The organism is Bacillus infantis NRRL B-14911 (genome assembly GCF_000473245.1).
Classification (GTDB): Bacteria; Bacillota; Bacilli; order Bacillales; family Cytobacillaceae; genus Bacillus_AB; species Bacillus_AB infantis.
Genome location: NC_022524.1, coordinates 4833746 through 4857399 on the forward strand (window position 1 = coordinate 4833746; position 23654 = coordinate 4857399).

Here is a 23654-nt window from a genome sequence, read left to right on the forward strand (position 1 = left end):
TTTACAGTGGGCTGAAAGCTTAGCATTATGTAATACCAGCAAACCTTCCCGCTTCATACGAAATGAAAGAACAGGATGTACAGTCAATGTTAATTAACTAACATCAATGAACGTTTCATCCTCTATAACTTTTTAATTCTATCATAGATTCTTCGATTTGCGAATAGTTCTTGAACTTTTTTACAGGGGATACTGTCTATAAAGTATCTTTAAGTAAACGTTGACTCTTTTTGTTCCTCTATTCGTTGTTGTGTTCCTAATGAGGGCTGATGGTTTCCGCTCCAGACACTTCGCTTTCCGCGGGGCGGAGTTGAGGGGGCTGGACTCTTATATCTTGTCCAGCAATTTTCAAGTATAATGAACCATATCTGATCATGCATACAATACTTCTTAAAGAGAATTCTATCCATATGACGAAAAAACAAAAAAACGGGGTTAAATAATGAGTAAAAGTTTTGCGGATTATCATTTAAGCGAAGAAATACAAAGGGCACTGGGTGTGTTAAAATACGAATCTCCAACAGAGGTACAAAGCAAGGTCATTCCATTGGCGATGGAAAAGCAGGATCTTGTGGTGAAGGCTCAAACCGGAAGCGGGAAGACCGCCTCCTTCGGTATTCCTGTCTGCGATATGGTTGAATGGGAAGAAAAAAGCCCGCAGGCTTTGATCCTTACCCCAACAAGGGAGCTCGCCGTTCAGGTTCGTGAAGATATTACGAATATCGGCCGTTTCAAACGCATCAAAGCAGTGGCCGTCTACGGAAAAGAACCTTTTACAAAGCAAAAGGAAGAATTGAAGCAGAAAACGCATGTGGTCGTTGGGACGCCAGGACGGGTTATGGACCATATCGACCGGGAAACGCTCGTCCTGGATCGAATACAGTATCTGATCATCGATGAAGCGGATGAGATGCTTAATAGAGGGTTCATCGATGAAGTGGAAGCCATCATTAAAGAGCTTCCTTCAGACCGGGTGACCATGGTTTTTTCTGCTACCCTGCCTAAAGATGTTGAAGCTCTTTGCCACGAATATATGAAAGACCCTGTTCACGTTGAGATTGAATCAACCGGGGTAACCGCTGAGACGATCGAACATCTCCTAATGGAAGTAAAGCAGGAAGATAAGATTTCGCTCCTTAAAGACATCACAGTTACAGAAAATCCTGACAGCTGCCTCATTTTCTGCCGGACTAAAGAACATGTTGATACAGTGTACACTGAACTGGATGGTGCTGGATATTCCAGTGAGAGGCTCCATGGCGGACTGGAGCAGGAAGACCGGTTTGCGGTTATGGAAGGCTTTAAAATGGGGAACTACCGCTATCTTGTGGCCACCGATGTAGCTGCCAGAGGGATTGATATTGATAATGTGAGCCTTGTCATTAACTATGATGTCCCAATGGAAAAAGAAAGCTATGTGCACCGGACCGGAAGAACCGGCCGCGCCGGAAACAAAGGCAAAGCCATTACGTTTGCCACACCTTTTGAAGAAAAATTCCTTAAAGCGATTGAAAGATACATCGGCTTTGAGATTCCTGTCATAGAAGCACCAAGCCAGCAGGATGTTGCTGCCGGAAAAGCTGCCTTCGAAGAAAAAATCAGCGGCAGGCGGGTCGTCAGAAATAATAAAACAGCCCGAATCAACCAGGATATCATGAAGCTCCACTTTACCGGCGGTAAAAAGAAGAAAATCCGTGCCGTTGATTTTGTCGGAACCATCGCCAAAATCCCTGGAGTCACAGCAGACGATATCGGCATCATCACCATCCATGATCAGATGTCATATGTTGATATTCTGAATGGGAAAGGATCGCTGGTTCTGCAGGCTATGGAGAATGCCACGGTTAAGGGGAAGAAATTGAAGGTCAGTAAGGCGATTAAGTAAGAGCCACGGGGACAGACCCCTTGGCTCTTTTTTTCCCCTACTTATAATCATTAATCGGCCCCTGATCCATCAAAACCTCTACCATATTCGAAGCTCCCATTACTAGTCTGGGTCTATACTCAGAGTTGGGTGCACTATAAAGCTCTAATGGGCTTATAATCACTCCATCGTCGGTATTATGGAGTATTCCGGGCACACAGGTATAGATCGTGTCATTATTATTCGCATTCTTGGAGGAAATGGTAACAGAAGTTCCGCTATGGTTATCAATACTCATGGATACCTTGTATCTGTAGAATGACCCTGTTCCATTTGACTGAGCTGAATATACAACAGGCACCACTGCCAGAATATCATTGGTCAGCCTCAATTTAATGACTTCTTTCTTTGTGGATCCGCTGAATCTTCCCACATCCCCCATATGCTCTACTGCTCCATTGCCAAACCTCTTGAGTGGCGGTGTCCCCTGGGCCCCGAACATGGCTACATCTATCTGCCTGCCATTCTTTGTATAAACCAGAGCATAGATATCATAGTCCGTCCCTGTCTTCCAGGAGACTGTCGCCGTAATTTCAGGTGTTTTCTCAATTAACACCGGCTTCTGGCCTTTATCGAGATTTATTTTCCCTTTTGCTTTTTCAAGGCTTATCGGCGGCAGAGTATTTAAGCTGCTTTTCTTTTCAGGGACTGATTGTGTTTTAGCAGGTTCTTTTAAAGCTTGTTTTTCAACAGCTTGAGGTGCAGGAGGCTGTTTTTGCTCCTCAGCTTCAACCTCAACACCGTAAAGTTTACATAAACCTTCAAGGCCTGAATCGAATCCCCGCCACACTGATTTTGCCTTTGTCTGGCCGTTTCTTACATACAATTCCAGTACTACTATTCCGTTTTCATTTTTAAAAACAGATGGGACAAATTGAATCAATTCCCCGCCCGCACTGATCTCCGCCTTTAAATTCCTCACATTGGAAAAGCCGGTATGATTATCCTCGGTTAGCGTGATGGCTATTTTAGCAATCCCTGCAGGCAGTTTACTCATATCAAACTCAAGTTTATGTACCTTTGTCTGACCCACATTCACAGACGGAATAAGAGCAGCGGCTCCAGACAGACTTTTCGGCTGATTATAAAAAATGATCCCGCTGTCTCCCTGTACCTTGCCTGAATCAGTCAGCAGGAAAGCGGTTAAGGAAATATCTATCATATTGGACATTTCGTAGTTGACAGTAACAGTTCCTTTTGGAGAACTTAAAACTGCATTTGCTCCCATCTGAAGCAATGAATTCATATAAACCAACCCTTCTCATAAATGCATTGATGATGTTTTTGCAAGTCGAAATCAAGCAGCCTTGTGGACTAGTAATCTGGTAATTACAGCAATAGGTAATTATTTTTTCTTTTTCAGCTCTAGAAGTGTAGGTGCTATATTCAGCAAAATAGAAATAATCGTCAAAACCCACAACGCCTTCTCCATAGTAGGTACAACATCCATTAAAGCCGGCCAATCTTCACTGTTTACCCAATTAGATACAGCGCTGTATTGTGCACAGAGTGTCAAAGCAGTAAGTGATAATCCCATTGCCATCGCAAATTTGTAATCTTTGCCTGTCATATACATATAAAGATTTATAAAGGTTGCTGCTATGGCAGCAGCTCCTAGTATAAACCACATAATTATACCTCCATCCTATTTTTAGAAGAACATGTATTATTATTTTTCTGTTAATTTCTTCCTATGAGTTGAAAAAGCTCTTCATCTATTCTAGCAAATAATTTTTTTTATTTCAGAAAATTCCTGTCATGCTAACCAAGAAACTGCTGCAACAAAAAGGGACACCAATCCATTTGCGGATTGTGTCCCCATAAACTTTATTATTTAACGTATTCTTTCCAAGTTTCGAAACAGGCAGTCGTAAAACCTGCCTTTCCCCCATCATTCTTCAACCAGGCAGACTTTATACAATTCATCCTTCTCGGTTTTGGTGAGTGCAGCCGTTTCTACTTGTTCTTTCAAATAATCTGCGAACTTATCAAGGGTTTTGCGTATTTCCGGGCCGCAGCCTGAGCCTATTTCTTCAAGCGCCTTAAAAATCGCCTGCATGACTGAAAAATCATCTTTCGCGTAGTAGCTGATCTGCCTGAAGGAAGTATTCAAAAGATCTTCAAATGGCCGATGCGGAATGATAACCTTCATTCTTCCTTCATCATCAGAGATGGCTTTAACCTCCCCGTTTAAATGGCTGGCTGCAGACAGGCAGACACTTAAATAATTGATGCACTGGATGGCTGTATTGGGATCATTAATTCCCGGTGATACCGCCCTCAAGGCCACCTCAGCAATTTTTTGCAGGCCAAATTCCACATCACTATAAGTGGTCCGCTCTATCCCTACGATAACAGCATCCTCAAGGCCTTCCGGTATTTCTTCCTGATTGTGGACACAAAGCAGATCATGTTTTTCCGTAACAAAATGGCCGATTGGCTTGAGAACCTCAATGATGCTTCCCTGTTCAGCGGCATGCTCCATCAGCATGCCTTCATCAATATACTGAATATAGCCAAACCGTCTGGCCTTTACAGCCTTTGCTTCAATGACAACCGACGGCCGGACCTGCAGCAGGGATACACGGTCATCCTGCTCATACCTTTCTTTTTCCTTCTTAATCACATCCAATGCATCGTCAGCAAGCCTCTCAATCAGCTTGCCGACCTGAATGGATGTGGCGACATGGTAGATGAAATAGGCAAAAAATGCGAGGCATATGAACGCAATGATTATGCCAATAGAAGCCGATGCCACCGTATTACCAAAGGATTCTCTTATAAACAGCAGTGTAAATATACAATAAACAAATCCGCCAATAAAGACTCCCAGCACCCTCATCGTCACCGGATCCTGAATAAAGTTCTCCAGCGTCCTCGGCGAAAATTGGGAAGAATATGTAGTTAACACAACCATGGTGGTAGAAAAGGTAATGGTCGTCATGGTCAATAACGAACCGGCAATGGTCCCAAGAATCGTTTTACCCAAATCCAGCCCCACAAGAAAGATCTCTGGATAAAATTCGTTCAAATAATAATCAACATATACCACACCGATCGCAAGAATCAATGCGACGAGCGTATACACAGCCGGAATGAACCATGTACCTTCTTTAATTTTAAATAAGAACTGCTTAAACAATCCCCTTCCCCTTTCTTTACGCTTTTTAATTGTTTTTGCCCTAAAATTGTTTTTGTGAAACAAAGAGAGCCAAGGGGTCAGGTCCCTTGGCTCTTCTTTTCAAATAAAAGGTGCCTGACCCTTCAGTATGTTAACACTTTACCGTACTGGGGGTCAGGCACCGACTTAGGCACTATTTCATATTATCCAACTCTCGTATGAGGCTCCAACTTCATCTTCCCCTTACGTTCCTTACGCTTCTTGCCCTCACCAGGCGGCTTAATGGTCAGTGCAATCACAAGTGAGACGATACACAATGCTGCGATAACCGTAAACGTTGCCTGGAACCCACCAAGTACAGCGGCTACCAGAGAGCCCGCTAAAGCCCCGATTCCAAATCCCTGGTAGATTACGCCATAGTTCTTGCTTTGGTTCTTCAGTCCAAAGAAGTCTGCCACGATGGCTGGGAATACAGTGATGTTTCCGCCAAAGCAGAAGGCAATGGCTGCTACACAGGCGAAGAAGATCGGGAAGTTCAATGGAACAAAGCTTAAGACTGTGACTGCAATGGCAGTGACCAGCAGCGTTCCGCAAATAACTTCCATCCGGCCGACTTTATCTGACAGTGCACCCAGAACGATTCGGCCTGTTGTATTAAAGATGGCTACCAATGCGACTGCGTTTGCCGCTGTAGCTGCATCCAGCCCGGCTAAGCTGACTCCGATGTCCTTGACAATCCCGACCAGGTATAACCCGCTCATACATGCTGTGAAGAAGATCACAAACAGCAGATATGCCTGCTTCGTTTTCAGCATTTCTTTGACTGTATAATCCTTTTGCTTTGATGCCGCTTTCATAGAGCTGTCTGCTGTTTCTTTTGCTTCTTTTAGTAAAAACGAGCCGCCAACGACCATTACCAGGACGATTGCTCCCCATACGAGGAAGGCTGTTGAGACACCGAATGATGAGATAAAACTGGCGTTCACATATTTAAAAATCAGGCTGCCTGTCCCAAATGCACCAACGGAAATCCCTGAGATCAAGCCTTTTTTCTCTGGGAACCATTTGATCAAATTGCTTAGTGTTGTAATATAAGCCGTACCATCTGCGAAGCCAACGATCACTCCGGCAACGGCGTACAGCATCCATAATGAGGATACCTGTGAGCTGAGGATTAACCCAGCACCAAGCAATATCCCGGCCGCGGCCACCAAACGGCGAAGGCCCCATCTATCCTGCAGCTTCCCTGAGAACAGGGTCGCAAATGCTAAAGCAAAGCTTGTAATGGAAAAAGTAATGCTGGTTGCGCTTAATTCCCAGCCGAATTTATCGACTAGAGGCTGATTGAAAAGGCTCCACGTATAAATGGTGCCCAAACCCATCTGGACGATAATGGTGCCAATGATGATAAGAAGTCGATTTGCCTTTCGTTCGTTCATGTCGAATCTCCTCTTTCTAAGCGGTTTCATAATCTCAAGCAATTGTGTTTATACTTGAATTCTACCGCTGAAAATAGGAATTAAATCGCTTTCAGAACGAAATGCCTGATATTCGGAATGAGTGGTATTTACAAATGCATAATCTGCCGGAACGCTTTCGACTTGCTTCTGCTGACCGGTATTTCCGCCTTCACACCCTTCAGTTTCAATACATATGTATTATTGAACCATGGCACAATCTCATGGATCTTGGACAGATTCACACTATAGGAACGGTGGCATCTAAAAAAGAGATCCTGAGGCAGGCTGTCATGAAATTCGCTAATTGACACAGGCATCGTGTACTCTTCCGACTCTGTGTAAACCAGGGTGATTTTTTCACTAGCCTCAGCGTAATAAATATCATTTACCTCCGTCACGATGATATTTTCATTTTTCCTCAGATTAATCCGGCGATTGCGGTCCTGGGGAATCTCTTCCTGCGTCTGCTTTCCCTTCTGAAAGGCTGCTTCCAGCTTGGAAAGCATAGCGGCAATCCTTTTTTCCTCATAAGGCTTTAAAATATAATCAAAAGCCTCCAGTTCAAAGGCCTGTGCCGCATGCTCCTTATAAGCTGTTGTGAAAATGATATACGGCTTCTTAGCAAACTTGCTGATGCTTCCTGCCAGCAGCATCCCATCCAATGAGGGGATATTGATGTCCAGGAAGATGGCATCGACTTCTTCCTCCTGAAGGAACTTCAGCACATCCAGCCCGTCCTCAAACGAAGCCACAATCTCGATTTTGCTATGCGTCTCTATTAAATATTCCAGCTCTTCCTTCGCCGGAATTTCATCTTCTACTATGATCGCTCTCATGATGGCTCCTTACCTATGTCAAAATAAACTTCCGTGCCCGGATTCAGCCTGTGAATCACCAGATCAGTCCCGTAAATCAGCTTCACCCGCTGATGCACATTGAAAAGGCCAATCTGCTTGGAGGAAACCTCCCCTTTGTGCAGGCGATCAATCACTTCCTGGTCGATTCCTTTTCCTGTATCCCTGACACTCACTCTAATTTTATCTTGGAATTCTTTAATGGAAATCGTCACGCTGCCAGGCCCTTTTTGTTTTAATATGCCATGGACCACGGCATTTTCCACTAAAGGCTGGATCAGCAGGCTTGGCAGTTTTAAATGAAGATCGTCTATATCATAAACAACCTGAAGACGTTCACCAAACCTTGCTTTTTCTATTTTAATATAATTTCTCACCTGCTCAAGCGCCGTTTGAACTTCAATCAGTTCTTCGCCAACTTCCAAATTATAGCGCATATACCCAGATAGACTGATGATCAGTTCCCTTGCTTTTTCCGGGTCACGCCTTGTCGTTGAGGCAATCGCATTAAGGGCATTGAACAAGAAGTGAGGATTGATTTTTGACTGCAAGGCCCTTATCTCAGCTTTATTGGCTTCTTCCTTAATCTGCTCCACTCTCGAAACTTCCATCAAAGTAGAGATGATCTGCGCCAGTCCAATCGCCATCGTCTGCAGTGTATTTGTGATGGTATAGGCTCTCCGGTAATAAATTTTCAATGTCCCTGTTATAATGCCCTGCTCTGATAGAGGAATAATCAGCAGGCAGTGGATCTGCGGTGTATGATGATCGGCAATATTGTTCCTGATGGTAATCTGCCCATTGCGGATCGTTTCTTTCGTCAGATCACTGATGATTTCCTGTCCAATCTTATACTTCTCTTCCCCATATCCGACATAGGCAAGAACATCCTTTGTATCCGTAATCGCAACGGCATCTGCCTTGATATCATCTTTAATGATCCTGCAAATCGTCCGAAGCGATTCTCCGTTAATCGAGCGGAAATATGGCAGAGTCTTATTAGCGATATTAAGGGCCAGCTGGGACTGCTGGGCGGCAATCCGCTCTTTCTCCCCTTCCACACTCGCAATCATCAGGATGATCAGTCCAATGCTGACCTGTCCCAAAATCATCGGAATCCCTATCTTCGATACAATCGCGACACCCAATTCAAAGGAATCAGCCATTGCTAAAATAAGAATCATCGTCAGGGTCTCGCAGAACATCCCGGCGATAATCCCATAAATCCATCGCCTGCTTTTTTTCATATAAACATGGATATAGCCAGCAGTGAACCCTGCCAGAATACTGGTGATCAGGCACGGAACAGAGGTCACCCCGCCAATATCGATCAAATAGCGGTGCATCCCGGAAACAATCCCTGTTACTATGCCAACCCATGGGCCAAACAGGATTCCCCCGGAAACTATCGCAATCGTCCGGATATTAATGATCGAACCTTCCACTTCAATTCCCGAATAGGTCCCAAAAAGGGCAAACACACAGAAAATCCCCGTCAGCAGCGACAGCTCTACCGGGGAATGATGGTCCCTCTGCAAAATCTCTTTAAACTTCGGCACCCTCGCCATGAAAAATAAAGTAATCAGCAAAAGTGCAGCCCGCTCGATTAACCGAATGAGCATTTCTAACTCAGATGAAGCGTACATAATGGTGTGGCCTCCTTGGTGCAAAAGTACTTATAAATAAATTCATGATATAGATGAGGTATTTTGTATGCTTATCATTATTGGCTGGAAAGTTGAGGATAATGCTATTTTAGGGTAATAAAAAACACAAAGCTATAATTTGGCTTTGTGAGGTGCCTGACTCCCGGCACGTTAATACTTTACCTAGCTGGCTTCCTTTTAATTGATGGATCCTACATAAGAAAAATAAGCGGGGATTTTACGGCTAAATACAGAATGGAATTCATTTTTGGTAAATAAGAGGAGATTTTCCGGTTATGCAAAGCAAATTATTACAATTTCATATTTTTCGAGTTAATAAGCGGAATTTCTCCGTCTATTTGCGCTGATTTTTATCAATTTTATTAATTAAGCGGAATTCTTCCGTCTATTAATCAGTCAGTCTTCTTAATCTTATCCCCTACAGGATAACCTTTTCTATTTTTATCCCAGCCTCTCCTCATCAGGAGAGGCATTTTGTTAAATCTCAACTACTTATGATAAGGCTCCCCCCGATTGATCCGAAAGCTCCGATAAACCTGCTCCAGCAAAACCAGCTTCATCAGCTGATGCGGAAATGTCATCTTCGAAAATGACAGCTTCTCATCTGACCGCTGCAAAACCTCCTGGCTCAAGCCAAGTGATCCTCCAATAACAAAGGCAATTTTGCTTTTTCCGTATGTAGCCAATTTATCGATCGTATCAGCAAGCTCCTCAGATGATTTCATCTTCCCTTCAATAGCCAGGGCGATGACATGGGCATCGGGATGAATTTTGGCGAGGATTCTTTCGCCTTCTTTTTGCTTGACCTGAATCATTTCAATGTCGCTCAGTTCTTCGGGGGCTTTTTCGTCAGGGACTTCGATGATATCCATTTTGGCGTAGGCGGACAGGCGCTTGAGGTATTCGTCGATGCCCTGTTTCAGGTACTTTTCTTTTAGCTTTCCAACGGTGATGATTGAGATATTCACTATTCACAACCCTTTACAATTTAATTACAAACAGCTTACAAACAAGATATCCACAAAAGTTATCCACATATCCACATTTTATATCCACATCTTGTATGGAATCACTTGTTCGCCACCATATATACTGCCTTATTTCGACAATATTCACAGGTTGTTGATAACTGGCTGTCTTCAATTTTATTCATCACAGGGAACGTTTCATACTCGTCCACCACGGTATCAATGGCTATATCAATGTGTTCTTCGCAGCTGTAAATCATTTTGGCACTCCTATCAGTTTTTCTTTTTATTATAAGAATTGTGGATAAATTTCATTCTTCTATTTGTCGAAATACTTATCCACATCCCATCGTAACACCAAAAGAAAAAACAGGAAAGCCTCTTGGCCTTCCTGTTAGTTTCTTCTCTTTAGATAGTTTCGCCTGACAGCTTCAGGGTTGTTTCCTGTGCCTTTCCGCCGCGGTAAAATTTCACTTTCATCTGATCTCCGACCTGCTTGTTATTATACAGATGCTTCCTGAGATCGATGACATCATTGATCTGCTCGCCGTCCATTTCGACGATAACATCAAATTCCTGCAATCCTGCCTGGTCGGCCGGTGAGTTAGGAGACACACGGATGACTGCAACACCGTTTGTCACATCCTCAGGCAGCTTCAGGGCTTCCTGCTGATAGTAGGCAGGTATTTCATTAACAGAGCGCAGCTCAACACCCATATACGGCCTTTTCACTTCCCCGAACTGTTCCAGGTCGCTGATGACCGGCTGGGCCGAGTTGATCGGGATCGATAAGCCGATTCCTTCAACCGTATCCTGGGCAATCTTCATCGAGTTGATGCCGATCACCTGACCATTGATATTGATGAGGGCACCGCCGCTGTTCCCCGGATTGATGGCAGCATCAGTCTGCAGGACTTCTGCCTGCCAGTCTACTGTCCCGTCCTGGTTGATGTCAACCGGAATGGCACGCTCAAGGCCTGAAACGATTCCCTGGGTAACAGAACCTGAGAAGGTTGGTCCAAGCGGATTTCCGATGGCAATGACCGGTTCGCCGATTTTCAAAGCATCTGAATCGCCGAATTCAGCAACTTTATCGATTTTTTCCCCTTCGACCTCCAATACGGCAAGGTCGGTCCAAATATCGCTGCCGCGCAGCTTGGCCGGGATTTTCGTTCCATCTGCAAGTGTCACTTCAATCCTTGAAGCTCCCTCTACCACGTGATGGTTCGTCACGACATAGGCTTTGCCGCCTTCTTTTTTATAAATGACGCCTGAGCCGGTTCCAGCTGTCTGGCCGTCCCCTTCTTCTGCGCCTGACCACATGCTCGCATTCTGGATGTTATCGATGCCGACAACCGCATCGCCGGCTTTATCGACTGCTTTCGTTATATCTGATTCGACATTGAGCGAAACATTGCGGGTGGTGACATTATTATTGCTTCCGCCTGTATTAGCCTGTCCTGCATCCTCGTTCGCTGAGTATGGGAGCACATCATAGTCAATCAGCTTAGGGACAGCGACAATGACCAGTATGGCGCCAAGGATGATGCCGATCAGGCTGGCCAAGAAATAGCCGCCCTTATTTCCTTTTTGCTTTTTATAGCGGTTCTGATAATCCTGATCATAATAACCCAAGTTTGACCAATCCTTTCTCACAAAGCTGCTAAGAATTATTCTTCCTTCTATCCAATATTATACTCGCCGGGCCGGGATTTTCTAAGAAAAACAAACTGCCTGAAGGAATCTTACGATTTTGTTCATAATTTTATCAGATGCTGATCAAAAGTGAGGCTGTGGTGATATCCAAGACTTTAAAAAAAGCACAAAAAAAGAATGGCATCATGCTCGTACCATTCTTTTTTCCTATTTATTCCGCCGGTAAACCTTAAACCGCTGTCAGCGGAGTCGGAGCCTTCGGGTCAGTGTCATACAGGCTGAACTGTTCCCCGACAAGGATTCCGCGCGATTCCAGCGTCTGGCTGACAGACATGCGCGCCAGATCTTTTATATTGTTATCCTGGCTTAAGTGGGCCAGGTAAATGCTCTTTGTATTGTCGCCGGCCACCTCGCTCATCGCAAGCGCCGCATCTTCATTGGACACGTGCCCAAAGTCGCCGAGAATCCTTCGTTTGATATTCCATGGATAGCGCCCCATCCGGAGCATCTGGACATCATGATTGCTTTCGAATACAAACGCGTCGGCATTCTTGATGATTCCCTTCATCCGGTCGCTCACATAACCTGTGTCCGTGATGAGGGCAAGCTTCTTGCCTTCATGATGGAAAATATAGAACATCGGCTCAGCCGCATCATGGGATACACCGAAAGATTCAATATCAAGCGAGCCGAAGCTTTTCACGGTTTCCATATCAAAGGTAAATTTCTGGTCGAGCGGCACTTCCCCGATCAGGCCGTTCATCGCCTGCCACGTCTTTTCATTCGCGTAGACGGGAAGGCCGTATTTGCGGGCAACGATGCCAACGCCTTTGATATGATCGCTGTGCTCATGGGTGACCAATATTCCGGACAGATTGCCGAGGCTGCGGTCGATCTGCTTGATCAGCGCCTCCATCTGCTTGCCGCTCAGGCCTGCATCCACGATAAAGGACTGTCCGTCCGCTTCAACATAAATCGCATTTCCCGTACTCCCACTGGCGAGAACACTAAAATGCAAAGACATATTATCACTCCACTATTTCAGTTTTTTCTTCCGAATCTTCTCCCAGGTCTTTCTTCTCGCTGTCGAGACTGAGGACCTGGCCTTTAAAGGCATTGACGAACAAGTTCTCCTTGCCGTCCACGACAACTCTCCAGGCAGGGCTCAGCACCCAGGTGGAAGAGTCATCCTGGATATTGGAATAATATCCTTGTTCCACGTCAGTAATCTTGCTGCCTTCTTTTAAACTTTGATTCCTATAAAGGTTTTCAATCGCCTCTGTCGGATCAATCAGCTTCTTTTTATCGCCCTTCAGATACTGTACTTTTTCAAACAGCGTCTGTCTGTAGGTAACAATTTCCTGGTCGGCATTCAAGTAAAAGGTGAGCTCCCCATTTACATTCTTGTAGAGGAATTTTCCTTCGAACTTCTGATAATAGGTAATCTTATTGCTGTCATCGCTTTTTTCCCAGAAACCGTATTTATCGCCTTCATAGATGTTTTGCCTGACGAACTTATCAAGTTCCGCCTGATTGAAGTCCTTGCCGACCTTAAATGGCTTATTTAATGTCGAGTTCAGGGCATTTTCCTCAAGGGTGGAGATATCCTGGTCCTTCAGGATCGTTTTCTTCAGCTCTTCCAGGTTCTCTTCTGCAAAATTCTTCGAAACCGCGGTCAGGTTGCCGTCCCGCACTTCACCTTTTGGTATGTCAGCTTCAAACTTGATATTGGCACTCTTGAAGCTGTTCTCCAGCTTGTCCTGCGGAAGCGCCTGGCTGCCGTTCATGCGAAGCTGGGAGTATTCATAGACCAGGTAGATATCCAGGATGAGGAAGGTCAGGATAAAGATCGTTTTAATTCTGCTCCAATCCATAATCGTTCCCTCCCGGTTCAAATGTGCTGATCTGCTGCCACTTGCCTTCGTATTTATAAAACCAGGAAGGCTCAAGCTGGATCAGCTCCGTTTTTGATTTCTTATCAAGCTGATAGCCGAGCGTGATATCCTCAAGCTTTCCGGCTTCAAAATCCTCTTTCTTCTGCAGATAGTCGAGGATCTCCGGGCCGGATCTCAGCGTAACATCAGCAGAACTTATCAGGTTTGCCAGTTTGAAATTGTTCCGGAAATAGGCAAGGATTTCACTGCCGCCCCAGCGGAGCTGGATCTCCGACAGATTCAGATCCTCGCTGAACACCGGGTAATTATTGCGGTAGATCCGGAAAAACACCTGGTGTTTATTCTCATCCATCCGGACATAGCGGTAATTATCAGTCCAGCCGCCATGGGCATTCACATAATTGATGCTTTTCTTCAGCAGATTGTCAGGGCTGAGGCTTTCATTATCCTCAGGAGTAGGATTCTTGAATTCAACCTTATTCTGGTCGATCCTCAGCAGGCTGGATTCATTTGTGAATTCCTCCCCGGTCCCAAGATAGCTTTTCTGGACAGAATCCAGATCGTCGAATAATGCTTCCTTAAATCTTTCAGATTCATACTCTTCCGATAAAAAGCTGTATCTCGGCATCTCCACTTTGTTTTCCGGTATGAAAATCAATTTCTTCCCGGTATCAAAAGGAGCATAGCGGGCAAAAGCAGGATTGGTTGAAGCACTCGCCAGCCGGTAGAACCTGGTGTTAAAATTTTGGATATTCGAAAGCCCAACACCCGTTTTGTACACCCTTCCTCTTTCCGTGTCGACAAAGTAGACGATTCCGCTTTTTTGTCCAGTTTGCATGTCTATGACCATCTTATTGAAGTAAATATTCTCCAGCCGTCTGTCCTTAATCTGCAGGATCTCTTTATAAAGATTCATCGGCGTGATTCCCGGGTATATGATTTCAGCATGGCCTGCTTCCTGCACAAAGAGGTCTATATTCCCGACTTCGTCTGTTATATCCGAAAAATCATCAAAGTTCCATTTTTTAATTTCAGTAAGAAGCTTTTCTGTTTCCTCGGCGGAAAGGGTGCCAAGATGCTGGCTGTCTTCATAATGGAACAGGGCCATATTCGGCTCGATGAGGTCCCCGACATCTTTCTTTGCCTCCAGCTCGACTTCCTGAACGGTATTTTCCTCGCCAAGCTGTTCGGAAGTAGGCTGATAGGTCCAGAGGCTCCATGTCAGCAGAATGCTCCCTGACACAAGAACTGCCAATATTATTGATTTAATATCTTCATAGGTCATTCCCAATCATCCTCATCAGAACGAACGAAAGGAAGCGTAAAGGAAATGGTCGTGCCTTTTCCTTCTGTACTTTCTGCCCATATCTTGCCGTCATGGGCTTCCACAACCTCTTTGGCAATGGCAAGCCCGAGGCCGGTGCCGCCAAGCTTTCTCGTTCTAGCTTTATCCACTCTGTAAAACCGTTCGAATACTTTATCCAGATTGTCCTTCGGAATCCCGACGCCCTGGTCGGAAATCCTGATAAGCAGCTGCTCCTCCTGCTCGACGATGTTAAAAGAGACCTGTCCGCCTTCAGGTGAGTATTTCAGCGCATTCGAAATGATATTATCAACAACCTGTGTAAGCTTGTCCTCATCAATTTCCACAAATGCCGCATGCTCCGGCAGATTGCGCTGGAAGGTCACATTCTGCTCTTTTGAAAAATCGAACCGGTCGATGATCCGGTTAAAGAAGTCGACAAAATTGACCCATTCCTTCTTCATGCGGTAATCCTTGCTGTCCAGCTTTGAAAGCTGAAGAAGGTCATTGACCATCCGGATCATCCGCTCTGTTTCTGTCCTTGTCACATTAAGGAATTGGGGGGCAATATCTTCATCATGCATAGCCCCTTCCGCCAGCGCTTCAAGATAGCTCCTCATCGTCGTCAGCGGTGTCCGCAATTCATGGGATACATTCGCCACAAACTCCCGGCGCTCCAAATCAATTTTTTCCTGTTCCGTAATATCATGCAATACAGTAATAAGTCCATTAACAAAGCCTGTCTCTTTTTGAATAACAGAAAAATTGGCGCGGAGCACATATGGAGTTGTCTCTGTACTATAATCCAGGATGACGGACTCCCTTTCAGCAAGCAGCTCTTCAAACGTATAATCTTCCTCAAGGCCGAGCAGATTCACAATCGGGCTCGACAGCACTGTTTCACGTGGAACATTCAGCATTTTTGCAGCCGGTTCATTGATCAGGATAACCCGTCCCCGCCTGTCGGTCGCAATTACGCCGTCGGTCATATAGGAAAGGACTGAAGACAGCTTGCGGCGCTCCCCTTCTGTAGTAGCCTGGGCTTCCTGCAGCTTCTTCGTCAGACTGTTGAATGTGATGGCCAGCTGCCCGATCTCATCATAGCCATACACTTTAACTTTGCGGGAGAAATTCCCTTTTGCCATTGCCAATGCCTGCCGCCTCATATCAGACAGCGGCCGCGTGATCGTCTGTGCGAGCAGGATGCCGAGCAAGGCAGTGATTGCAAGAGCAATGATGATGCCTGATGCAAAAATGCTGTTGATCTGGTTCTTCTGTTCAAAGACATTTTCGATATCTGCCTTTACATATACCACACCGACGACTTCTTCATTGGCCGATTTTACCGGCGAAGCAAGGACCCAGACCCTGCGGTTCCCAAGGCTCTGATCTGTATACTCATCACTTTTGGGGGCCCGTGTGGCCAGGGCTGAAGTCGTGAGTGCATCTACAGCCTTCTGATTTACATACCCATCTTTATTGGAACCAAGGACTTTCTGTGTTTCACCGTCAATGACCCGGAGCTCAATAATATCCTTGGAAGTATAGTCACGCAGAATACGCTGGACCTCTTCTTCCTTTGTCGGCAGGTCCTCGCCGGCAGGCCGTTCCTTGGTAATGATTTCTTCCAAATAGACTGATAGCAGGTCGACTCTTTCCTCGATCGCTGTCTGGAAATTGCTTCGCAGCGTCTTCTCAAGCTGGCCGACAAAATACACTCCGATGATCTGCATAGCAATGATAATCAGCAGCACATAAATTAAAACAAACTTCAGATGAATCGAACGGAAAAAACCGACTTTTTTCATGATGGCTCTTTACTCCTGTTCCGGATTCCTCAAATAATAGCCTACTCCCCTTCTTGTTACAATCCAGGTCGGGTGGCTCGGGTTGTCTTCAATCTTTTCGCGCAGGCGCCTTACCGTAACGTCGACGGTACGGACATCCCCATAATAATCATAGCCCCATACGGTCTGAAGCAGATGCTCACGTGTCATGACCTGTCCAATATGCTTGGCCAGGTAGTGCAGCAGTTCAAACTCCCGATGTGTCAGCTCGATTGTCTCACCGCGTTTGGAAACCACATAGGCATCCGGGTGGATGACAAGGGAACCGATCGCAATCTCATTCGTTTCTTCCTCTTCCCCGGCTTTTGCAGCAATCTGCTGGTGCCTTCTCAAGTTCGCCTTCACACGGGCGATAAGCTCCCGGTTCGAAAACGGCTTTGTCACATAATCGTCAGCGCCAAGCTCAAGGCCGAGCACCTTATCAATTTCTGAATCCTTGGCCGTCAGCATGATAATCGGCATTTCATACTTCTTCCGCACCTCGCGGCATACCTCCATGCCATCGCGCTGCGGCAGCATGATATCAAGCAGGATCAGATCAGGCTTGACCTCCTCCACCTTCTCGAGCGCCTCATTGCCGTCATAAGCGCAATGCACCTCATAGCCTTCCTTTTTCAAATTGAACTGCAGTATATCCGCAATCGGCTTTTCATCGTCTACAACCAATATCTTCTTATCCATACCCATTCTCCTTTAAGAAGCAGATTATCTATCATATATCTATTATTTTTCATTGCTCATCAAAACATAAGTTCTCTATTTTACTTTACCATGTTATGCGCCGGAATTCATCTAATAGCGATGAACGGGTTGTTCCTAGGTTATGCAATTTTTGGAAGATGCCGATCCGTTCCCTTTCAAGTGCCTGCCCCTGCTGCCTCCCTGCCTATAGAAAAAGTCTCTAGCATCCACACTAGAGACTTCCTCCTATCGGTTCACATACTTCAATGGATCCTGCAAGCTTCCGTTCTTATACACTTCAAAATGAAGGTGCACGCCGGTAGAATCGCCAGTTGAGCCCATCATGCCGATCTTTGTTCCTTTAGGGACATTCTGCCCAATCTTCACATCGATTGAATCGAGGTGGGCATATAGCGTCCTGTATCCATTCTGGTGGTCGATGATGACTTTTTTTCCATAGCCGTCACCAGTCATTCCGGCTGACACGACTTTACCGTTGTCTGCTGCGCTGATTGTCCGGCTGCTCGGCCGTGCGATATCGATTCCTTTATGCATTTTGCCCCATCGGTAGCCAAGCTTGCTGGAAATATACCCGCCGTCCGCTGGCCAGGCAAAGCTGCCGTCGCCGCGGGATGGAATGACCTTCGTACCCTTGATGACAATCTCTTTCACAGGCTCTTCAAGCACTTTTTCAGAAATAGTCGCGTTTCGGACAGGCACGCCATTTTGTTCAGTGATCTTGTAGGTCACCCCTTTAACGCCGTCCTTGCCTTCCTGCTTCACCTTCGTATCGCCCTTGAACATCGAGCTGTCTTCAATGACCTCTTTTTCAAATGCGATTTTTTCCTTCTTATATATCTCTTTCTCAATAACCGCGTGGATCATCGGCTCCAGGACTGTCACGTTGACTTCCTGGCCCACCTTAACGATGCTGTCTTCCTTCATCCCGGGATTGAGAGCAAGAAGCTTATTAAGATCCAAATCATGCTTAGCGGCAATCTTGCCGAGCACATCGCCTTCCTGGACTGTATATTTCTTTTCTTCCAATGTTCCTTTATTTAAAAGCTTTAATGCCTCTTCCTCTGACAGGATCAGCTTTGGATCAGCCTTCATTTCCTCTGCCTTCACTTCTTCAGACATGGCGGCCCTTGTCAGCCGCTCTTCATTTTTCTCAAGCGGCGGAAGGGTTTCTTTGCTCTCTTCAGCTTGTTTATACGCTTCTAATCCATCCAGCTCTTTCTCGCTGGCATATTGAAGTTTGAATTTCTCAAGAACAGCTTCTGCTTCTTCCATCGTTTCCAGATAAACGGCTGTCTCTCCATCAATTACAATTCCTGCTGCCTCTGTGCTGACGCCGACTTCCGCCACTTCCTCCAGCACCTGGCTTTCTTCTGTCTTGATATTTGTATTGAACACCTGCTCAGGGATGTAACTGATATCAGCCCCTGCAGACAATTCATAGTCATAAGATTCCTGGGCTTTCTCCACCTGCTGAGCGACTTTGGATTGAATACTCTCCTTATCAAGGACCGTACCGGCGTAGTTCCCGTCAATATATACATAATAGACCGTTGTCAGCTGCTCACTGTCTGCAGCGGCAGGATGTGTGCCTCCTGCGGCCAAAACCGCTGCTGCTGTCAATGCAATTGCCGACTTCCTGCCTTTGTTCACTTTGGCTTTCATAGCACCTGATAATGCTGTTAACCTATTTCCCCAGTTCTTCATTGTAAAATGGATCCCCCTAGACTTCGGAAACAAACAAATCTATATTCATAGTTCTATGTATCTACCATTGTTCGTTTTGTACTATTTTGACGCCACTATAATGTACCATAAAACAAGCTGGGGCCTGAACTTGTCTCAGCATTGTAATAAAATTGTATAAAATCTTACATTTTATTACAAAAACATCTTTTTTTCGCAGATAGGCATAAATCCCTATACTTCCAAGCTTTCTGCCCGCTATTTGTCTTATCTCTGCCATAAAAGGGTGTGGGGTATATTACAAAACCGTAACAAAAAAGAAGAGAGAGCATACAAGGTATACTCTCTCTTCACGGGATGGCTCAGGACGGAATCGAACCGCCGACACAAGGATTTTCAGTCCTTTGCTCTACCGACTGAGCTACTGAGCCATAATAATATTTAATTCTAAAATATGTATTGCTTAAGTCCTTTGCTCGGAAGGTTCTCGCGAACTTCCTCGCAGATTGCCGCAGAAGCTTTTCAGGGAAGGTAGCAATCTGCTCTACCGACTGAGCTACTGAGCCATATTAAGTTATTCTTCCAAACCACTTTAAAAAGAATCTATATAAATGGCGGTCCCGACGGGAATCGAACCCGCGATCTCCTGCGTGACAGGCAGGCATGTTAACCGCTACACCACGGGACCACTCTTAAAAAGAAATTATCTATGCTCGTTGTTTGCGTTGTCCTGTCTCTTCCTCTAAAAGCTTAACCAGGGAAGCTGATGCGTCGAGACAACTCGCTGATTTTTCACAGAAGCTTCGCTCGTCGCTACACCACGGGACCACTCTTAAAAAGGAAACTACTCTCTCAAATGAAACCACTAGATTATGTATATGGCAGTCAGCAAGGAAGCCGTCCTTGCCAGCTACTTGCCGACCAGCCAAATGCCGATGACCCCTACGGGATTCGAACCCGTGTTACCGCCGTGAAAGGGCGGTGTCTTAACCGCTTGACCAAGGGGCCATTGGAGTAAAATGGTGAGCCATGAAGGACTCGAACCTTCGACCCTCTGATTAAAAGTCAGATGCTCTACCGACTGAGCTAATGGCTCTCAATATGTTGTCTCTTGTGACGACGCTTTTTATAATATCATAGATTCTAAAACTATTGCAACTTATTTTTTAAAAAATATTTTGCAAGCTAGAATGCCGCCTCTATCTGTATACCATTCTCAGCTGAAAGCAAACATATGCCTCTCCTTTTTGCACTGGAGAGGCATATATTTTTAGATATTTTCCTGCTTCAGGCCATCAATAATGTTCTGCTTTTTCACCTTTTGAATCGAGTAAAGCATGGCGGCGCTCACGATGATGAAAATCGCAGCGATGGCGATCAGAACACTTATCCATGGTACGGCGAATGAGTATTGGAATGTATTCTGCAATGACCAATACATGAGCAGCATAACACCGAGTGAGATCGGAAGCCCGTACAGCAGGGCCTTGAGTCCATAAAAGATGCTTTCATAGTTGATCATTTTATTAAAGCCCTTCGGTGTCATCCCGATTGATCTCAGCATGGCAAACTCCCTGCCCCTGAGCGCAATGCTCGTTGAAATGGTGTTAAAGATATTCGCAATTGAAATGGCGGAAATCAGCGTGATGAAGCCGTAGGTGAAAACTGACATGAACGTTACCATCTGTTCATCCCGTTCACGGTTTTGATAGACATTCTGGATCATAAGATTTTCTGACTCGATCTGATCAAGCTGATCCTGCATTTCTTCAGGCTTTGAGCTGTCCAGGAACAAGGAATAAGAAGTCTCTGCACTATTCTGCTTCAGCTGTTCGAACTGCTTCTGAGGCATCAGGAGATGAACTTCATAATTGCCTAGCGGCAGGATGCCCATCGGCGCCTCTACAGCAGCAAAGCCGATTTCAAGGGATTGAAATGGACTGTTCTCCTCTGGGAGATACAGATCCAGCTTATCTCCAGGCTTTCCGTTGATTCCGCCAGTTTCAATCTTTTTCCCCGTCTGTACGTCTTCGTACACAAATTTATTAAGGATGATTACTTTATCCTGGAGCTCATTCACATCGGCTCCGATCTTATTAGCATATGTTTTAAAGCTCTTCTCATCTATTCCATGCAGCACGAGAGAATAAGGATATTTCCCACCCTGGAGCATATCTTCATAATATTCCTGCGCCTTCACTTCATCCGGCAGCTCTGACTCATTGATCCATGTTGAAAAATAGGCCTCCTCCATTAAGGAAGCATCACTCACATAATTTAGATTCATATAAGGTTCAAGGGCTGCCTGATCTTCAGAACTGTATATCTGTACATCATAGTTATAGTTCACCTGTGTCATCGTAATCGACTGCTTCAGGTTTGCAGTAAAATAGGAAACTGCCAGGAAAAGAACAATCGTGATAACCAGCGAGAACACTGTCACTTGATATCTTCTTTTATTCCGTTTCAGATTCTTCAAACCAATTTCTGCTTCAAGGCCGAAGATTTTCCTGACCAATCTGGACGTTTTTACCGCTTTGCCGGTCAGCTTCACATCCTGGCTCTGCCTGATGGCGTCGATGGCAGAGACCTTTGAAGCCTTCCTCGCCGGCATATAGGTGGAGATGAAAATCGTCAGAATCGAGATCAGGCAAGAAAGCAGGATGGACATGGGTGTCACGGTTAAGGTCAGTCCATCGTCTATCCCCAGGGTATCGCCAAAGGTCCGATTCATTACCAGAAAGGTTGCAAAGATGCCGCCGATTCCTGCCAGCAGTCCAAGCGGGATGGATATCACCCCGATTACCGCCCCTTCAAAGAAGACAGAATTCCGTTTTTGTGTTTTGGTCGCACCGACACTGGATAACATTCCGAGATGGCGGGCCCTCTCGGAGACGCTGATGGCAAATGAATTATAGATCAGGGATACCGAACCGATGATAATAATTAATATGATAATGGCTGCAAGAGAATAAAGCGTGATAGCCAGATTATCACTATCGGTCACCCCATAATAACGAAGCAGTTCGCTATTGAAGCTGACTTTAGTAATTCCATTTTTTTCGGCCTGCTCTTTGGCATGCTCGTAGAGCGACCGGTTCACCTTTTTCACCGTTACACCGATATCAGCTGCTCCGCCCTTAAAGGGATCCTGCTCCATATAGCTAACGATTGTGTAGCCGGGTGCGGAGTATGGCTCCCATTCCGGACGCTCCATCGTACCGACAATTGTAAAGATGCCTTCCTCTTTTTTGCTTAATGTTTCAATTACTTCTGTTTCATCGTACTGCAGATAATCCCCCTGGCCAAAAGAGCGGTCATCATTTGGGATATGCCGGTCCCCAATTTCAAGAGTGATTTCATCGCCTATTTGGTAATTCTGCTTTTCCACGATTTCTTTTGGAAAAAGGACTTCGTTCTCCTTTTTTGGAAGGCGCCCTTCACTCAATTCAACAGGGAAGTGCTCCATTCCCTCTGAATCGAATTCCTTGATAAAAAGATAAGGCCTATTTTTATTGGAGGGATTTTCAAGCGATGAATATCCCCTGTCCCTTGTGAAAAACAGCTTTTCCGTCTGCTCGTCCTTTCGTATCGCTTCCATCTGGCTTTCTGACACATCACGGTAGATGACATGCCAATCCCCGGAATTCTGGATAGCTTCCTGCTTCATCATCCCGAGGAAGGAGACAAACAGGGTGGAAACCGCCGAAACCATGGCGACTGAGATGATGACGCCGATAATCGTGACAAGTGTCCTTCTCCTGTTCTTTTTCAAATGCCGCAATGTCAGCTTGTTTATGATATTCATGGCCGGATGACCTCATTTTTCGCAACCTTACCGTCTTCAATGGAAATGACCCGGTCAGCCTGCATCGCGATCCGCTCATCATGGGTGATAACAATCAGTGTCTGCTTATAAGTTTTATTGAACATTTTTAAAAGCTCCATGATTTCACCGCTGTTTCGGCTGTCCAGGTTCCCGGTCGGCTCGTCAGCAAGCATGATGGCCGGACGGCTGATAAGGGCACGGCCGATGGACACGCGCTGCTGCTGCCCGCCGGACAGCTGGTTTGGAAGATGGGACAGGCGATTCTGCAGTCCAAGGATCCCGACAATTTCTTCAAGCTGCCCCCGGTCGACCTTCTGGCCGTCAAGCAGCATTGGGAGCGTGATATTTTCCTCAACACTCAAGATCGGGATCAGATTGTAAAATTGGTAAATCAGTCCGATCTGCCTTCTCCTGAAGATGGCGAGCTGTGTTTCATTCAGTTTGTAAATATCAGTGTTATCGACCAGCACACGGCCTCCTGTAGGGCGGTCCACCCCGCCGAGCATATGAAGGAGGGTCGATTTCCCGGATCCCGATGGGCCGATGATCGCGACAAATTCTCCTTTATTGACACTAAAAGATACGTCATCCAATGCCTTTACAGCAGTATCTCCGCTTCCGTACACTTTAGACAGATTCTCAATTTTCAAGATTTCCATGCTAGAGCCTCCAATGATTTGATAGGTTCAGTATATCTGGCGAAAATGACTCTAGCGTGACTCTAAAGTGACAGTTTAGTCATCTG

The 23654-nt window shown here is 45.5% G+C and carries 18 protein-coding genes and 4 tRNA genes; 1 reads left to right on the top strand and 21 read right to left on the bottom strand.

The window, feature by feature from the left end:
* Positions 1–442 precede the first annotated feature (442 nt).
* Positions 443–1885: a DEAD/DEAH box helicase gene (locus tag N288_RS23940; RefSeq protein WP_009794687.1), complete on the top strand. Its 1443-nt coding sequence runs from the start codon at positions 443–445 to the stop codon at positions 1883–1885.
* 37 nt (positions 1886–1922) lie between these two features.
* Here the strand turns inward: N288_RS23940 and N288_RS23945 are convergent, their stop codons facing one another.
* The 21 genes from N288_RS23945 to N288_RS24040 form a co-directional block, all read right to left on the bottom strand.
* The gene (locus N288_RS23945; RefSeq protein WP_009794688.1) at positions 1923–3170 is read right to left on the bottom strand and encodes a TerD family protein; all 1248 of its coding nucleotides are present in this window, start codon (positions 3168–3170) and stop codon (positions 1923–1925) included.
* A gap of 99 nt (positions 3171–3269) precedes the next feature.
* Entirely contained in the window at positions 3270–3554 is a 285-nt protein-coding gene (locus tag N288_RS23950; protein ID WP_009794689.1) for a hypothetical protein, read from the bottom strand.
* 261 nt (positions 3555–3815) lie between these two features.
* Positions 3816–5066, bottom strand: a complete 1251-nt coding sequence (locus tag N288_RS23955; RefSeq protein ID WP_022544622.1) for a DUF2254 domain-containing protein — start codon at positions 5064–5066, stop codon at positions 3816–3818.
* A gap of 182 nt (positions 5067–5248) precedes the next feature.
* Positions 5249–6484, bottom strand: coding sequence for an L-lactate MFS transporter (locus N288_RS23960; RefSeq protein ID WP_009794691.1), 1236 nt, complete (start codon positions 6482–6484; stop codon positions 5249–5251).
* A 128-nt stretch (positions 6485–6612) separates the two neighbouring features.
* Positions 6613–7341, bottom strand: a complete 729-nt coding sequence (locus N288_RS23965) for a LytR/AlgR family response regulator transcription factor (RefSeq protein ID WP_009794692.1) — start codon at positions 7339–7341, stop codon at positions 6613–6615.
* Entirely contained in the window at positions 7338–9005 is a 1668-nt protein-coding gene (locus N288_RS23970) for a sensor histidine kinase (RefSeq protein ID WP_009794693.1), read from the bottom strand. The genes N288_RS23965 and N288_RS23970 overlap by 4 nt, the downstream gene beginning before the upstream one ends.
* A 509-nt stretch (positions 9006–9514) precedes the next feature.
* The gene (rlmH, locus tag N288_RS23975) at positions 9515–9994 is read right to left on the bottom strand and encodes a 23S rRNA (pseudouridine(1915)-N(3))-methyltransferase RlmH (RefSeq protein ID WP_009794695.1); all 480 of its coding nucleotides are present in this window, start codon (positions 9992–9994) and stop codon (positions 9515–9517) included.
* Positions 9995–10095: 101 nt separating this feature from the next.
* Entirely contained in the window at positions 10096–10254 is a 159-nt protein-coding gene (locus tag N288_RS24965; RefSeq protein ID WP_009794696.1) for a CxxH/CxxC protein, read from the bottom strand.
* Positions 10255–10402: 148 nt separating this feature from the next.
* Positions 10403–11629, bottom strand: a complete 1227-nt coding sequence (locus N288_RS23980) for a S1C family serine protease (protein WP_009794697.1) — start codon at positions 11627–11629, stop codon at positions 10403–10405.
* A gap of 250 nt (positions 11630–11879) precedes the next feature.
* Positions 11880–12674 carry an MBL fold metallo-hydrolase gene (locus N288_RS23985; protein WP_009794699.1) on the bottom strand — a complete coding sequence of 265 codons (795 nt, stop codon included), beginning with the start codon at positions 12672–12674 and terminating at the stop codon, positions 11880–11882.
* A 4-nt stretch (positions 12675–12678) separates the two neighbouring features.
* On the bottom strand, positions 12679–13524 hold the full coding sequence (locus N288_RS23990) for a two-component system regulatory protein YycI (protein ID WP_009794700.1): 846 nt from the start codon (positions 13522–13524) through the stop codon (positions 12679–12681).
* On the bottom strand, positions 13505–14830 hold the full coding sequence (locus N288_RS23995) for a YycH family regulatory protein (RefSeq protein ID WP_022544623.1): 1326 nt from the start codon (positions 14828–14830) through the stop codon (positions 13505–13507). Before N288_RS23995 ends, N288_RS23990 begins: the two co-directional genes overlap by 20 nt.
* On the bottom strand, positions 14827–16656 hold the full coding sequence (walK, locus tag N288_RS24000) for a cell wall metabolism sensor histidine kinase WalK (RefSeq protein ID WP_009794702.1): 1830 nt from the start codon (positions 16654–16656) through the stop codon (positions 14827–14829). The genes N288_RS23995 and walK overlap by 4 nt, the downstream gene beginning before the upstream one ends.
* Positions 16657–16665: 9 nt before the next feature.
* Positions 16666–17376 (bottom strand): response regulator YycF, encoded by a 711-nt coding sequence (gene yycF / locus N288_RS24005; RefSeq protein WP_009794703.1) that lies wholly within the window; start codon positions 17374–17376, stop codon positions 16666–16668.
* 246 nt (positions 17377–17622) lie between these two features.
* Positions 17623–19101, bottom strand: a complete 1479-nt coding sequence (locus tag N288_RS24010) for a peptidoglycan DD-metalloendopeptidase family protein (protein WP_009794704.1) — start codon at positions 19099–19101, stop codon at positions 17623–17625.
* 337 nt (positions 19102–19438) lie between these two features.
* Positions 19439–19511 (bottom strand) — tRNA-Phe (locus N288_RS24015).
* 181 nt (positions 19512–19692) lie between these two features.
* Positions 19693–19768: transfer RNA gene (locus N288_RS24020), tRNA-Asp, on the bottom strand.
* Positions 19769–20016: 248 nt separating this feature from the next.
* A tRNA-Glu gene (locus N288_RS24025) sits at positions 20017–20088 on the bottom strand.
* Positions 20089–20100: 12 nt separating this feature from the next.
* Positions 20101–20176, bottom strand: a tRNA-Lys gene (locus N288_RS24030).
* 174 nt (positions 20177–20350) lie between these two features.
* Positions 20351–22888, bottom strand: coding sequence for an ABC transporter permease (locus N288_RS24035; RefSeq protein WP_009794706.1), 2538 nt, complete (start codon positions 22886–22888; stop codon positions 20351–20353).
* The gene (locus N288_RS24040; RefSeq protein WP_009794707.1) at positions 22885–23568 is read right to left on the bottom strand and encodes an ABC transporter ATP-binding protein; all 684 of its coding nucleotides are present in this window, start codon (positions 23566–23568) and stop codon (positions 22885–22887) included. The genes N288_RS24035 and N288_RS24040 overlap by 4 nt, the downstream gene beginning before the upstream one ends.
* Positions 23569–23654: the final 86 nt, after the last annotated feature.